The sequence below is a fragment of the Desulfovibrio sp. 7SRBS1 genome, assembly GCF_049723905.1.
Taxonomy (GTDB): domain Bacteria; phylum Desulfobacterota; class Desulfovibrionia; order Desulfovibrionales; family Desulfovibrionaceae.
Genome location: NZ_JBJKFD010000001.1, coordinates 2,386,242 through 2,398,454, shown reverse-complemented (window position 1 = coordinate 2,398,454; position 12,213 = coordinate 2,386,242). Strand labels below are relative to the sequence as shown.

Annotated in this window: 14 protein-coding genes; 1 reads left to right on the top strand and 13 read right to left on the bottom strand. The window is 55.9% G+C overall.

The features are described 5' to 3' along the window. Positions 1 to 3: 3 nt before the first annotated feature. From ACI0FJ_RS10910 to fabG, 13 genes are all read right to left on the bottom strand, one after another. Positions 4 to 462, bottom strand: a complete 459-nt coding sequence (locus tag ACI0FJ_RS10910) for an acyl-CoA thioesterase (protein ID WP_424303076.1) — start codon at positions 460 to 462, stop codon at positions 4 to 6. Then, on the bottom strand, positions 459 to 839 hold the full coding sequence (locus tag ACI0FJ_RS10905; protein WP_424303074.1) for a hypothetical protein: 381 nt from the start codon (positions 837 to 839) through the stop codon (positions 459 to 461). The genes ACI0FJ_RS10910 and ACI0FJ_RS10905 overlap by 4 nt, the downstream gene beginning before the upstream one ends. Further along, positions 836 to 1,495: a hypothetical protein gene (locus ACI0FJ_RS10900; protein WP_424303071.1), complete on the bottom strand. Its 660-nt coding sequence runs from the start codon at positions 1,493 to 1,495 to the stop codon at positions 836 to 838. Before ACI0FJ_RS10900 ends, ACI0FJ_RS10905 begins: the two co-directional genes overlap by 4 nt. Next, positions 1,492 to 3,852: an MMPL family transporter gene (locus tag ACI0FJ_RS10895; RefSeq protein WP_424303068.1), complete on the bottom strand. Its 2,361-nt coding sequence runs from the start codon at positions 3,850 to 3,852 to the stop codon at positions 1,492 to 1,494. Before ACI0FJ_RS10895 ends, ACI0FJ_RS10900 begins: the two co-directional genes overlap by 4 nt. A gap of 4 nt (positions 3,853 to 3,856) precedes the next feature. Continuing rightward, entirely contained in the window at positions 3,857 to 4,486 is a 630-nt protein-coding gene (locus ACI0FJ_RS10890; RefSeq protein ID WP_424303065.1) for a LolA family protein, read from the bottom strand. Further along, complete coding sequence (locus ACI0FJ_RS10885) at positions 4,487 to 4,951, bottom strand: 3-hydroxylacyl-ACP dehydratase (protein WP_424303062.1); 465 nt, start codon at positions 4,949 to 4,951, stop codon at positions 4,487 to 4,489. It abuts the gene before it with no gap. A gap of 170 nt (positions 4,952 to 5,121) precedes the next feature. Beyond that, positions 5,122 to 5,538: a hypothetical protein gene (locus tag ACI0FJ_RS10880; RefSeq protein WP_424303059.1), complete on the bottom strand. Its 417-nt coding sequence runs from the start codon at positions 5,536 to 5,538 to the stop codon at positions 5,122 to 5,124. Between the two features lie 16 nt (positions 5,539 to 5,554). Continuing rightward, positions 5,555 to 6,364 carry a lysophospholipid acyltransferase family protein gene (locus ACI0FJ_RS10875; protein ID WP_424303057.1) on the bottom strand — a complete coding sequence of 270 codons (810 nt, stop codon included), beginning with the start codon at positions 6,362 to 6,364 and terminating at the stop codon, positions 5,555 to 5,557. 1 nt (position 6,365) lies between these two features. Next, positions 6,366 to 6,626: an acyl carrier protein gene (locus ACI0FJ_RS10870; protein WP_424303054.1), complete on the bottom strand. Its 261-nt coding sequence runs from the start codon at positions 6,624 to 6,626 to the stop codon at positions 6,366 to 6,368. After that, positions 6,616 to 7,851 (bottom strand): beta-ketoacyl-[acyl-carrier-protein] synthase family protein, encoded by a 1,236-nt coding sequence (locus ACI0FJ_RS10865; protein WP_424303051.1) that lies wholly within the window; start codon positions 7,849 to 7,851, stop codon positions 6,616 to 6,618. The genes ACI0FJ_RS10870 and ACI0FJ_RS10865 overlap by 11 nt, the downstream gene beginning before the upstream one ends. After that, positions 7,842 to 9,323: a phytoene desaturase family protein gene (locus tag ACI0FJ_RS10860; protein WP_424303048.1), complete on the bottom strand. Its 1,482-nt coding sequence runs from the start codon at positions 9,321 to 9,323 to the stop codon at positions 7,842 to 7,844. Before ACI0FJ_RS10860 ends, ACI0FJ_RS10865 begins: the two co-directional genes overlap by 10 nt. 3 nt (positions 9,324 to 9,326) lie before the next feature. Continuing rightward, complete coding sequence (locus ACI0FJ_RS10855; protein ID WP_424303045.1) at positions 9,327 to 10,541, bottom strand: beta-ketoacyl-[acyl-carrier-protein] synthase family protein; 1,215 nt, start codon at positions 10,539 to 10,541, stop codon at positions 9,327 to 9,329. A 28-nt stretch (positions 10,542 to 10,569) separates the two neighbouring features. Next, complete coding sequence (gene fabG, locus ACI0FJ_RS10850) at positions 10,570 to 11,298, bottom strand: 3-oxoacyl-ACP reductase FabG (RefSeq protein WP_424303042.1); 729 nt, start codon at positions 11,296 to 11,298, stop codon at positions 10,570 to 10,572. Between the two features lie 600 nt (positions 11,299 to 11,898). Here fabG and ACI0FJ_RS10845 point away from each other — a divergent pair. Continuing rightward, the gene (locus tag ACI0FJ_RS10845; protein WP_424303039.1) at positions 11,899 to 12,138 is read left to right on the top strand and encodes a hypothetical protein; all 240 of its coding nucleotides are present in this window, start codon (positions 11,899 to 11,901) and stop codon (positions 12,136 to 12,138) included. The last annotated feature ends 75 nt before the right edge of the window (positions 12,139 to 12,213 follow it).

Sequence of the window (12,213 nt, the reverse complement as noted above, 5' to 3'; positions counted from 1 at the left end):
GGGTTACAGCTCTCCCTTTTTCCAGCGGTCGCAGAATTCCTGGTAAAAGTCCGGAAGAGCCATGAGCAGACTTCCGTCCTCTTTGAGAAAAAGCTGTACTGTGGCCCCCGTGGTGGTCAGCTTTCCTGCCTCGTTGCGGATTTCGAATTCGAAATTCATGCGTGCGGCTTCGGCCCAGTGCAGCTTTCCCGTAACCGTGCAGCTTTCGCCAAAGCGCAACGGCAGAACGTAGTCTACGTGCATCTGTTTGATGGGGGTAACCACGTGCTCACGGTGAAAGTCGAGATAGCCGATGCCGTAGTGGTCGCCAAGGGCCACGCGCGCATCTTCGAAATAGCTGGGGTAGTGCCCGTGCCAGACAATGCCCAGCGGATCGACCTCCTCGAAGCGAATGCGCCGGGAGATGCTTATGGCAAGGGGAGCGGGGGCACTGGGAACGAGCTTGAAATATGGTTTTTTCATTGTGCCTTTTCCGTAGGTTCCAGAAATAAGGTCAGAGACGCAGCCGCCTCGTCGTTGCAGGACAGTTGTGCAGAAACCTGGATGCGTCCGGCCTTTTCAACGGACGTTGCTACGACCTTGAGTGGCTCGTCCGGAGTAACGATGCGCGTGAATTTGGAGCGGCTGACTTTGACCAGTTGAAGAGAGCGGCCCGCGCTCACCGTGAGAATGGCGGCCATGATCTGGACCATGCCCGGAACAATTGGGCTGTTTGGAAAATGGCCGTTGAACGCTGAGAACGTGGATGGAAATACGAATTCCATTTCCAATCCACCGTTGCTGGCGGGTATTGCCGGACCTGTTGCGCAGGCCGAGATTTCCTGAAGGAGGCTGCTCATTTGGGGGATATCCTTGCATCGACAAGTCTGACGAGGAGCGAATATCGGCCCTCGCCGTCGGTAAATTCTATTTGTTCGGGCTGGCGTGTATCCGCTGTACGGCCTGCGTAGCGTATTTCCCAGAATTCTGTTGGCCCCAGTGCACGGGTAACGTCCAATTGTCCGCCCGAAAAAACATGCTCCATCAGGACGCCGTGCTGTTTTCCATAAAGTCGTGTTGTGCCGTCAACATCTGCCAGGCCGTCGTGCGGTGTGGGACCGTAATCGAGCCATATCCGCCGGATGCAGAAGGCGATGCGTTCCGCAGCGTTGGAGATGCGGGCCAAGCTGGGGTGCAGGAAATGTACTTTCAGCGTCTTTGGGGTCACGCTCAGGTCGAAAAGTTTCAGCCCGAATCCGCCCATGCCCACGATACGTGCGGTCTGCGTTTCAGTGTCGAGGCGCATGATGCCGTCGAGGGTATTGTCCAGATGCCAGCCCGGAACCTGCAGGTGTACTGTATGTCGCATGACGAGCTTTTCGTTCGGCAGGCGGCTGTCCATTGCCAGGCGTTCACCCTTGGGTGTGGGGGGCAGCTGCCATGGAGCCATGTCCGGGCCCTTTGGGGCACAGGCGGTGCAAAGCAGCAGCAACAGCAGAGCGATTGTCCGTATCATTCGCTGCCTCCGTCCAGCCTGGGAACAAGGAGGAGTGCGGTGAGCATGGCCGCGCTAATGCCGGTGAGCACCGTCAGCCCTATGGAGAACAGAGCCGGGTGCCGTGCCATGGTAAGCGATCCGAAACCGGCCAGCGTGGTCAGGCCGGAAACCAGCACAGCTCGTTCGGTGCCGTGGTTGAATTGGGCCCTGCGGCGGCAGACCATGAAAATTCCGTAGTCCGCTCCAAGTCCCATGACCAGCGGGATGGACACGATGTGGAAAAGGTTCAGGCTATGCCCCGCAATTTCCATGGCCCCCAATACTGCGGTTACGCCTATGCCTACAGGGAGAAGGGCGAGCAGTGTTTTGCGCATATTGCGGAACAGCAGTGCCGTAAGCAGTGCAATGGCCACAAAGGCGGTGCTTCCGAAGCGCACGACATCACGGCGCATGGCCTCTCCCAGCATTTCTCGGAAACGGCTTCCCGAGACCAGCCGGGCATTTAGTTTTTGTTCCACTTCCGGCGTGAACATCCGGGTGAGTTGTGCCGTGTCAGGCAGGAGAGTCATGACCAGCGATCCCCTGTCCCCCTGTACGGTCAGCATGTCCAGCAGACCGCCAGCCCCAAGGGATTCCAGCGTCTCGGCCGTCATGAGGGCTGCAGGTCTATGAATGTACTCTTTAAAAGGGGCGAAGGCCGTCTTTGAAAAGCCGAAAGGCTTTCCTTCGGTTTCGATGAGCCGGAGCGCATCAGGACCGTGGCTGTTCCAGAATTTGTTCCAGCCCGCACTTCGCAGAGCCTGTGTTTCCCGCGAGGGCAGAATAGGCCCAAGGCTGACTGCGGTGTCGTCCTCGTGTACGTCCTGAACCATTTGCCAGACCTTGTCGTTGGTCTGCAATGCCGCATCAAAGGTGTCGCCCTTGGCGAAAATCATGGCCATTTCCCGCATTCCTCCCCAGATGGAGCGCGTGGTGTCTTCATCCTTTTGGATTTCGGCAGGAACATAGCCCAGTTCCCGCAGGTCGCCGTTGAGCTGAGTATGCAGGCCGAACCACAGCCCCGCGGCAAGGACCACGGCCCAGGACGCGAACAGCCAGAAGGGATGCGGGCGTGTGCCTGCCTGTACGTGGGCACGGGCGGGAGCTGCATCCTTTGCCGGGGTGATGAAATGGGGCAGAACCACAAGCGAGAGAAAAAGTGAGGCTGCAAGCCCGAAAATGGAAAAGACAGCCATCTGGCGGATGCCGGGAATGTCGGAAATGAGCAGGGCGGCAAAGGCAGCTGCCGAGGTCAGTGCGCCGAAGACGACCGGACGGGCGACCTGGGCCAGAGTTTCTCCTGGATTCTGTTCAGTTGCCGGTCGTGGTTGGCGCAGGGCGTAGAAAACATGAAGGGCGAAGTCCACAGATATGCCCAGAAGCACGGCGCCGAAGCCGAGGACGATGCCGGAAATGCTGCCGTAAACCAGGGAGGTGGCCACACCCGCAATGCAGACCACGCAGGCTGGCACGAGAAATACGTATAAACTTTGTCGGGTGCGCATAAACGCGAAAAAAAGCAGAACAAGCAACACCATGGAGGCCGGAAGAATGATTCTCAGGTCTCCCTTGATAACCTCCGCATTGGCAAGGGTGTGGCGGTGCCCGCCCACAGGCACGGCTTGCGCGTCTTTTGGCAGGGCTTTCAGCGCTTCCCGGAAACGGGACATAACCTTGGCCGCACCCACCGAATCGGTCATGGGGATGGTGGTATCCGCCAGTACAAGCGCATGTTTTCCGTCGCGGCTTACAAAGTGACCATTGTCCACACGTACATTGGCGAGTCTTGCGGCAGATGCCAGTTTGGGAAAAAGCAGATTGCGGATTTCCAGAGGGTCCTGGCGTATAACGTTCTTCAAGGCCAGTCCGCTTGGTGTTATCAGCGTGTGGAAGTCTTTTTCCAAAATCGTGCGAATGTCTTTGGGGGTGATTGTAGCCTTGATTTTGTCGAGGTCCTTGGGCGTCAGGAGTCCGGGCGCGACCTCGAGGAGTGTTGTCAGAAAATCGGGGGAAATGTCGTTTGGAGGGCCGGTGACCACTTGGGGGAACACGTCCCCTTGCAGCGCCTGGGCGAGTCGGGTTGCCGCGGTTGTCGGATCGCCGTCGGGGTCGCTTACCGTAATGGTCAGGCGTTGGGTAAAGGGGGCATGTCGTAGCAGGGCAAAGTCCTCTGCCACCTTGGTGGCCCCGTCCGGGAGCATGGTCCTGATGTCTTCACGTACCACCAGCCGCGAGAAAAGAAGACCGCAGGCACAGACGAGCATTGCGGTGACAGCCAGAAGCAGAAATCTTCTGGGGGCGAAGGTGCGGTATAGACGGTTGAAGACGTTGAACATGGAACTACCTGAACAGTTTTTCGGAAATGGGGCCGTTCACGACTGTGTTTTCAAAAATGATGCGGGTGAAATCGCCACCTTTTTCGTGTAGTTCAATCTGTTTAAGCGTGTCCTCTGATTGGGAAAATTCAATGACAAGATCGGTTAGAAAGTTGCGTACGACGTTGCTTTTGGGCGTGAGTTTCAAAGCCGTGGGGGCATCTCCTGCAAGCTCTATGGAATACTGCTGCGACAGTTGTTCCAGGTCGAAGGAGGCCCAGGCCAGCAGCTGTTTGGCAACCACACCCATAACCGGGTCGCTGCGCAGGCTGAATTCCTTGCGTGTTCCCGTGGTTCCTTCCCAGCTCAGGCCTTTTTTTCCGTCCAGGGCAAAGCCGCTTACCATGGGGGTCAGATATTCCCAGCGCAGCCTGTCTGGCTTGCCGAACAGAAATTTCCCGGTGGAGACCAGATCGCCGTCGAACATGGAAAGGTGTTTTGTCTGCGTAAAGCTGCTGGAAATGGTCTCGATGGTCGCCACCCGCTCTTGAATCTTGCGGAGTACTGCGTCCACATCCGGCGATTGGGCGTATGCTTCGGCAGGAATGCCGAGCAGACATCCGAGAAGGAGAAGAAGAGTGACAAGACGTGCCATCTAGCGTTCCGCCTCCATTTCTAACTCCTCCGCATTTGGGACATACAGTTTGATTTTGCCCTGTGCCAACACGCTGTTGCCGTGGCGGATGGTGGCTTGCACCACGCCGAAGCCTTCAAAGGTGCCTACCGTTTTGGTTTCTATGTGCAACAGGTCGTTTTCGTATGCATCACCGAAACATTCAAAGGCCTGTACGCCGACAAGATAGCCAACGGGAAAGGGCAGACCTTTGCTGGCGAATTCGAAACCCTGCACCGCGGCATATCCTTGTGCGGCCAGTTCGACGAACCCGGCGCGGTCCATGCGTCCTTCGTCATCAAGGAGCATGTGGCCGGGGGAGAGGCGTGTTTCGCACATCCCGTATTCATCCTCTACCTTCAGCAGACGATCTATGTATACCATGGGCGCGCTGTGCGGCAGCAGTGGTTCTGCATTTGTTGGAAGTGCTGTGGAAGCGGCGCTCATGTCGTCTCCTGTTTGGTCTTGCGACTGTACAAATATAGCCTGCGGTTTCCTTTGGCTGGCAGGCAAACAGGCTGAATGCCGGTGTTGTTGTCTGCCGGGCATGCAGTCTTTTTTCCTTAAAAAGGGCGGAAATGTATTTTCCGCCCTGTGTACCTGTTGGTGCAGTGTGCTTATAACAACTCGCTCGCCAACTCCTGTTGTATGGCCCGATCAAGGTTTTTGACCCAGTTGTTGTACTGGCTGTGGATTGTGGAGCCGTTGTACTTCAGGTTTACGCTGTTTTTGTATTCAATATCATAGTCTTTCGTGTTGTAAGTGATATCGACGACTGCCTGGTGAGAGCGGATGTTGAGCGTGGCGACGATGTGCCCGCTTTCAACCGGGTTCATCTGCCAGCCAAGGCCGACTCCGGCCTTGATGATGGCGGCGCGTATTTTGGCCATGTCCGGGCTGGCTTCGCTGGGTGCCACGATCGGGGCGTTTATTACATTGTGAACCGGGGAAGTACGGCAACCTACGATGAACAACATGGAAGCGGCCACAAGAACGATGACTGAGGAACGAAGACGTTTACCACTGCATTTCATGATATTCTCCTTATGTTTACACGTTTTCCTGACATATTTCACTTGGAGCATCAGCTTGCTGGGTTTTTTGTAGCCTTTGACCAATACGTTGCTTGACCTGTTTACGCATTGCAATGTGGGCCTTGGGACCGGTTTGGGAAAATTCTTCGGGAAAGACCGGGGCAAGAGTTTCCACCCATATGGAGTGGTACCTCAGCCATGCGTTGCTCTTGGGGAGAACAGCGCCGGTGCCTTGTATGCACATGGGCACGATGGGGGTTCCGGTTTCAACCGCAAGCTTGAACGCCCCGGAATAGAAACGGCCCAGTTTGTCTTTTGTGCTGCGTGTGCCTTCCGGAAAGATGAGGATGGAGGTGCCCTTGTCGAGCCTTTTTTTGGCTTCACTTAGAAAAGTGTCGCAGCTCAAGTGCTCGCTGTTCAGGTATTCTGCCCGTCGCATGTAGGGACCGTAAAAGGGAATTTTGAACGGCCAGGCCCGGACGACGAAGGCGACATCCCAAATGGGAAGCGCCCCCATGCAAAAGGCGTCGAAAAACGACTGGTGGTTGGCAACGATGATACTGGGTTTCGGATAGTCCGCCACGGTACCCGTCTGCGCCTGGAAGGGCACAAAAAGCGATACCATCCAGGTCCATACCCGTCCGTACATCCAGATGATTTTACGGACTGCATGTCCCGGTTCGTAGCCGTGTAGCCAGCGCATGAGCATATAGCCCGGGGGAGACAGGATGATCGTAACCAGGGTCAGCAGCGCGAGGCCCGAATAGGAGCCGATGTTACGGACCATGCCGCGCAGACTGAAAAAGTTACGCCAGGCGGATTGCATCTTATTGGGTAACTAACGCGTTTTTCTTTTCAATGATGTAGGTGTACAGGTCGGCCAAAGTTTTGATCTGGGCTATCTGCGGGTCCTTGCCGATTTTGATTCCAAATTCCTGTTCCAGAACGATGACCATGTCCACGGCATCAAGGCTGTCCAATTCGAGATCGTCCTTGAAAGATGCCTCGGGCACCATGTCCTCGGCCTCCAGCTCGAATTCTTCGGCCAGGGCGGCATTGGTGCGTTCGATTATTTCATTATCCGTCATGCGAGAATCTCCTTAGCGCTACGGTACAGTTCACTCCGCCAAGGGCGAAGTTGTTTTTGAGTATGTTTTGGATGGAGGCTTGTTCCACAGTGCGCAGATGGCGCACGCCGGAACATTCCGGTGCAGGGTTTTCCAGGTTGCGGGTAGGGATGAGTTGGCCTGTCCGCAACATGTGTACGCAGGCGATGAGTTCCAGCGCACCGCTTGCCGCCATGGTATGGCCAAGGTGCCCCTTGAGGCTGGAAACCGGAACTTCACCAAGCAGGTCGGCAATTGCCCGGCATTCCGCCTCGTCGCCCTGCATGGTACCGGTGGCATGGGCGTTGACGTACCCCACTTCGGACGTTTCAAGTCCTGCATCCTTCATGGCCGTTTCCATGCAGCGGCGCATGGGGGCGGGATCGGGATTGGCAATGCTGGTTGCGTCGGAGGTGGAGGCAAAGCCGGTAACCTCGGCAAGGATGTCGGCGCCGCGTTCAAGGGCGGAGTCCAGGGATTCCAGCAGCAAAAGTCCTGCCCCCTCGGAGCAGACAATGCCGTCCCGGTCCCTGTCGAAGGGCCGCGGGGTGCAGTCGGGCCTGTCGTTGTATTTGGTGGAGGCAGCCTGCATGATGTCGAACGTGGCGGCGGTCAGAGGGTGGAATTCGTCTGCGCCCCCGCAAAGCATCATGTCTTGGCGGCCGAGGGCCACGGCCTCGTACCCCAGTCCCACGGCCTGGCAACCTGTGGAACAGGCGGCGGAGGGAGCCAGCGTCCTGCCGGTTATGCCCAGCGTTTGGGCAACATTGGCGGCGCAGGAGTGGCCCATGATGCGAAAAAAGAGCATGGACTTGATGTGCTCGATGCTTTTCGACACTAGGTATTCATTGAAAAATTCTTCCATGGTGTCCACACTGCCTACGGTGGACCCCATGGCAATGCCCAGCCTGCCGCCCGTACGTATGATTTCGTCCACACCGCCCTGGGCGAGTGCTTCCTGAGCCGCAAGCAGGGCGTAGATGGACATGCGGGACATGGAGCGCCGATTCTTGCGGGGAATTTCGCGTGGATCCACCCCTGTAACAGGGCCGGTGACGCGTGGTCCCAATCCGCCAATCCGTTTCAGCTCGGGGACAATCTCAATGCCACTTTTTCCGGCAGCAAGGGCCTCGAATAATTGGTCGGCTCCTTTGCCAAAGGGGGAAACCGCCCCCAAGCCCGTTATTACAACCCTTTTCAGGCGCATGTGATAAGTTCCTCGCGAATTCTTTCGTGCCCGATGATGTAGCCGCAGGTGAGAAATGCCGAAACCACAGCGCCGAGCACTCCGGGGGCGACTACCGACTGACCAGCCAGAAGAAGGCCGGGGATGCGGGTGCCCGGTACGGGATTGAACTGATTGATTGAATGGCCGGAGCCGTAGAGGCTGCCTGTTGGCGTCTGCATATAGTCGCGCAGGGTCAGCGGAGTTGCACCGTCCACAAAACGGACCTGACCAAGTTCCGGAACAGCCTCTACCAGGGCTTTGCGAACAGCAGAAAGGTTTGTTTCCTTGTATTCGCTGTAGCTTTCCGGGCGGTGGCCGGTGCGTGAATCGAGCCACTGAGCGGCGTCTTTTGCAAAGCCCGGAGCAATGGCGACAACGCCCCGTCTGTTGTCTTTGGCCGAGGCCGTGGACGCCACGTAAAAGGGGCCTTGTTCCGGGTGCCGGTCCGGGCGGAAAAAAGACGAAACATCAGTTGCCGGACAAACGTAAAGATTTCTGTTTTCAATGGAATCAATGGGGCCGTCGGCTATGCCGAAGAGCATGTAGGCCGAAGGGGTGTCCCTGAGGCTGCGGATTCGACGACGATATGCCGGGCGAAAGGCACCCTCGGGCACAAGATCCAAAAGCACTTCGGGGTGGGTGGTGCAGAGGACCTTAGGGGCTTCGAAAATTTGGCCGTTTTCCAGTTCCACGCCTCGGGTGCTTCCGTCCGTTGCAAGCAGAATATGCTTTACGCCGCTGCCGCAAAAAAGGGAGACATCCGCGTCCTTCAGGGCTTTTTCAAAGGAGCGGACAACGGACAGCCCGCCGCCGTTGATTCCATGTACGGACTGGAAATAGGAACCGACGATTTTTGCGTGGTTGGTGAAGGGGGTTTCTTCCGGCGGCACTCCGTAAAGCATGCAGTGCATGGACAGGACGGACTTGAGCATGGCGTTGTCCGTCAGGCTGTCCAGGTAGGCGGCCAGCGTTGTATTGCTTGGGATGTCGGTAAGGTTATCAAAGGAAAGGGAGCGTGAAAGGTTCAAAAACGGCGATGTGTCGAAATCGTCACGCACAGCATTCAAATAGGTTTGGATGTTTTTCCTTTCCTGCGGAAAGAGTTCTCCTAGATATGCCTCCATGCGAGAGTAGCCTATGGGCAGGTTGAACTCCTGGCCATTGTTTAGAAAAAGCAGCCGATCAAATCCGTCTGGGTTGTAGCTTTCGCGTTCAATCCCGGTCATGCCCAGATAGCGGAAATAGACGTCGAGAATCTCGCCGGGAGCGAAGCTGCCCGTGTAATGCAGGCCTGTGTCAAAGTATACGCCCTGCCGGAAAAAGCCCCTGAGCGTAGGGGCGGGATGACGAAACTGCTCTACAAGCGCAACCCTGTGTTCGTGTTTGGCGAGAAGTAGGGCGGAAGTCATGCCCGAAACACCGGCACCGATAATTACGAAGTCGTACTTCATCGCCTAGAACTTCAGAATGAGGGAGGAGTTGGTGCCGCCGAACCCGGCTGCATTGCACAGTACGTTGCGTGGGGCGCGTTCTATCGTTTCGGTTACGATGTTTAGTTTGGCCGAAGATTCGTCCGGGGTTTCGAAATTAATGTTTGGGGCAATAAATCCGTCGCGCGCCATGAGCGTGCTGTAGACTACCTGCGAAGCTCCGGACATCCACAGTTCGTGGCCTGTCATGGATTTGGTGGAAAAGACGGCCGGACAGTTCTCGCCAAAGACATCCGCAATGTTTTCGGCTTCCACGCAGTCCCCGGCAGGGGTGGATGTGGCATGGGCACAGATGCTGTCTATGTCTGCTGGCTGGAGTTGTGCAGCCAGCAGTGCATTGTTCATGGACCTGCCCAGGCCGGAGCGGCTTGGCACGGAGAGGGTTTCACCGTCCGAAGAAAAACCGTATCCGGCCAATTCTCCCAGAATTCGAGCGCCGCGTGCAACGGCCATGTCCCAGTTTTCCAGCAGGATGGCCGCAGCTCCTCCGCTGGGAACAAGTCCGTCCCGGTTGGCGTCAAAGGGACGGCTGGATGCTTCCGGACAGTCCGTGCGTGTGGAAAAGGCCCCCAAACCGTCGAAACTGCATATGGACTGCCAGTTGATTTCCTGGGCACCGCCGCAAAGCACGCGGTCCTGACGTCCGAGGGCTATCAGATCGGCGGCCTGACCAACGGCGTGACCGCCACTGGCACAGGCGGAGCTTAACGTCCAGCAGGCTCCTTTGGTGCCGAGCAGGGTGGTCAGGTTCATGGTTATGCAGGATGTCATGGAGCGGAATACAAGGCCGCTGCCTATCAATCCGGTTTCACCGCGTTCCTTGAGAAGCTCGACTTGTTCCAAGGCAGCAATGCAACTGGAGTCGCAGCCGAAAATCAAACCGCTTCGGTCGTTTTGCAGCTCTTCAGGATCGAGTCCGGATATGCCGATGGCTTCCATAGCCGCGGCGTAGGTCCAGGCCGCAAAATCCGGCATGGTCTTAAGCTGCTTGCGTGTAAGCCATTTCTTGGCCGCAAACCCCTGGATGGCTCCCGTCAGAGGAGAGGCAAAGCCCATTTGTATGCGTTCCGGATCGACCTTGATGCCGGATTGCCCATGGTACATAGCCTTGGAAACGGTTTCGGTATCGTTGCCAAGGGTGGAGATGATACCAATTCCGGTAATGGCGACTTTGTTCATTGAGAATGCCTTAAAAATGAAAATCGGATTAGGTGTAGATGCCGCCGTTGACCGACAGTACCTGCCCGGTGATGTAGGACGCGCCGGGGGAACACAGGAAGGATACAACGTCGGCGACTTCGCGTGGAGAGCCGGCGCGCCCCATGGGGATTTGCTTCACAATTTCCTCCATGGGCAATTCCTGGATCATTTCCGTATCTATGAAGCCGGGAGCCACGGCATTCACCAGAATATTGCGTTTGGCGACTTCCACGGCAAGGGAGCGGGTGGCCCCTATGAGGCCTGATTTGGCTGCCGAATAGTTTACCTGGCCAGCAACTCCGGTCTGACCCGATGTGGAGGCTATGTTGACTATGCGTCCTTTGCGTTTGCGGATCATGCGGGGCAGGAGTGTGTGGGTAACGTTGAAGAATCCGTTCAGATGGACCGAGAGCACATTGGTCCAATCCTCTTCTTTCATCCAGACCAGCAGATTGTCACGGGCAAAACCGGCATTGTTGATCACCGCAAAAGGGACCTCATTTTCCAGCAGAGGAGCAAGGGCCTCCTCGCAGGACTGGCAATCGGCAACGTCAAAGGGCAGCAAAGTGCAGGTCCTGCCCATTTTTTCGACTTCAGCACCTATTTTCTGCGCATTTTCATGGTCGCTGCGATAGTTTAGCCAGATATCGAAGCCGTCTTGTGCAAGACGCAAGGCGACAGCTTCGCCAATGCCCTTGCTGGCACCGGTAACAAGGGCGGTTCCTTTGTTGTCCATGTCTTAATAAAATCCCAAAAGCTGGCAGGGACGGCTGCCGCTTTACTACTTTATGTTGTATGTGGACGCAAAATTTGCAGTGCAGGGAGGAAGGGCAGGTGTGCTAATTGTCCGGCTGGTTAGTGCTTTACAGATTAATAACGCAAATCTATGGAATAATTCTGAAAAGTTTTGATACGAGCCGGATAAAACAGAGTTGAATGCATCCCGAACTTCAGGAATGCATTGTTTCTGCATGCGGGAATCCATTCCCCCCCTCCAAGAACTTAAATGAGTAGAACTGCAAAAGCAAGTTGTTCAGTTTGTCTATATGCATATTGTGTTGGGGCGATGCTTCCATTTGGGGCGCATCAGAATGAGTGATTTAGCTGAAATCGTATCATTTCTGCAAAGATTGCAAGGCATAAGAAAATCGCTCCTGATTATTCGGTTGCTGTCTGTGCGAACGTGGATGTCCCTGAGCTTGCTTCTCGAAGGGATATGAAGAACTAGGCGAACGGCATTATCCGGGCTTGCTGGACAGGTTGCGGGGTTGTTTTGTCCGAGGTGCGGGACCGATGTGAGTCCACACAGGATTGTATTCTGTATGCGCGGAAGATCGTGGCGATTCTCAAAAATATGGTTGAGCTGAGGCCCGCGGAAGAAAAGGCCCTCGGCAACGCTACAAGTTATTCTGAATTACCGATCGATGCTCGTGAGAATTTGAATAAGATTTTGTGTCGCTCGGCAGGAGAACTGCCAAAAAGTACCAGTGAAATTGTAGGAGAAACTTTGGCCGGGAGGGTACCGGAGAACAAACAACAAAGGTTCATGGTTGCCAAAGGGGGCGCAGGAGGGTGAGGAAACTTTCTCCCGAATTGCTAACCCAAAGTCATCGGGCCTTGGCAGCGCTTTGGACGCGTCTGCACGGCCTTA

What these genes read in the sequence shown, in the direction of transcription:
- ACI0FJ_RS10910 (WP_424303076.1), bottom strand. Translation starts at nt 462, where the DNA reads ATGAAAAAACCATATTTCAAGCTCGTTCCCAGTGCCCCCGCTCCCCTT.
- ACI0FJ_RS10905 (WP_424303074.1), bottom strand. Translation starts at nt 839, where the DNA reads ATGAGCAGCCTCCTTCAGGAAATCTCGGCCTGCGCAACAGGTCCGGCA.
- ACI0FJ_RS10900 (WP_424303071.1), bottom strand. Translation starts at nt 1,495, where the DNA reads ATGATACGGACAATCGCTCTGCTGTTGCTGCTGCTTTGCACCGCCTGT.
- ACI0FJ_RS10895 (WP_424303068.1), bottom strand. Translation starts at nt 3,852, where the DNA reads ATGTTCAACGTCTTCAACCGTCTATACCGCACCTTCGCCCCCAGAAGA.
- ACI0FJ_RS10890 (WP_424303065.1), bottom strand. Translation starts at nt 4,486, where the DNA reads ATGGCACGTCTTGTCACTCTTCTTCTCCTTCTCGGATGTCTGCTCGGC.
- ACI0FJ_RS10885 (WP_424303062.1), bottom strand. Translation starts at nt 4,951, where the DNA reads ATGAGCGCCGCTTCCACAGCACTTCCAACAAATGCAGAACCACTGCTG.
- ACI0FJ_RS10880 (WP_424303059.1), bottom strand. Translation starts at nt 5,538, where the DNA reads ATGAAATGCAGTGGTAAACGTCTTCGTTCCTCAGTCATCGTTCTTGTG.
- ACI0FJ_RS10875 (WP_424303057.1), bottom strand. Translation starts at nt 6,364, where the DNA reads ATGCAATCCGCCTGGCGTAACTTTTTCAGTCTGCGCGGCATGGTCCGT.
- ACI0FJ_RS10870 (WP_424303054.1), bottom strand. Translation starts at nt 6,626, where the DNA reads ATGACGGATAATGAAATAATCGAACGCACCAATGCCGCCCTGGCCGAA.
- ACI0FJ_RS10865 (WP_424303051.1), bottom strand. Translation starts at nt 7,851, where the DNA reads ATGCGCCTGAAAAGGGTTGTAATAACGGGCTTGGGGGCGGTTTCCCCC.
- ACI0FJ_RS10860 (WP_424303048.1), bottom strand. Translation starts at nt 9,323, where the DNA reads ATGAAGTACGACTTCGTAATTATCGGTGCCGGTGTTTCGGGCATGACT.
- ACI0FJ_RS10855 (WP_424303045.1), bottom strand. Translation starts at nt 10,541, where the DNA reads ATGAACAAAGTCGCCATTACCGGAATTGGTATCATCTCCACCCTTGGC.
- fabG (WP_424303042.1), bottom strand. Translation starts at nt 11,298, where the DNA reads ATGGACAACAAAGGAACCGCCCTTGTTACCGGTGCCAGCAAGGGCATT.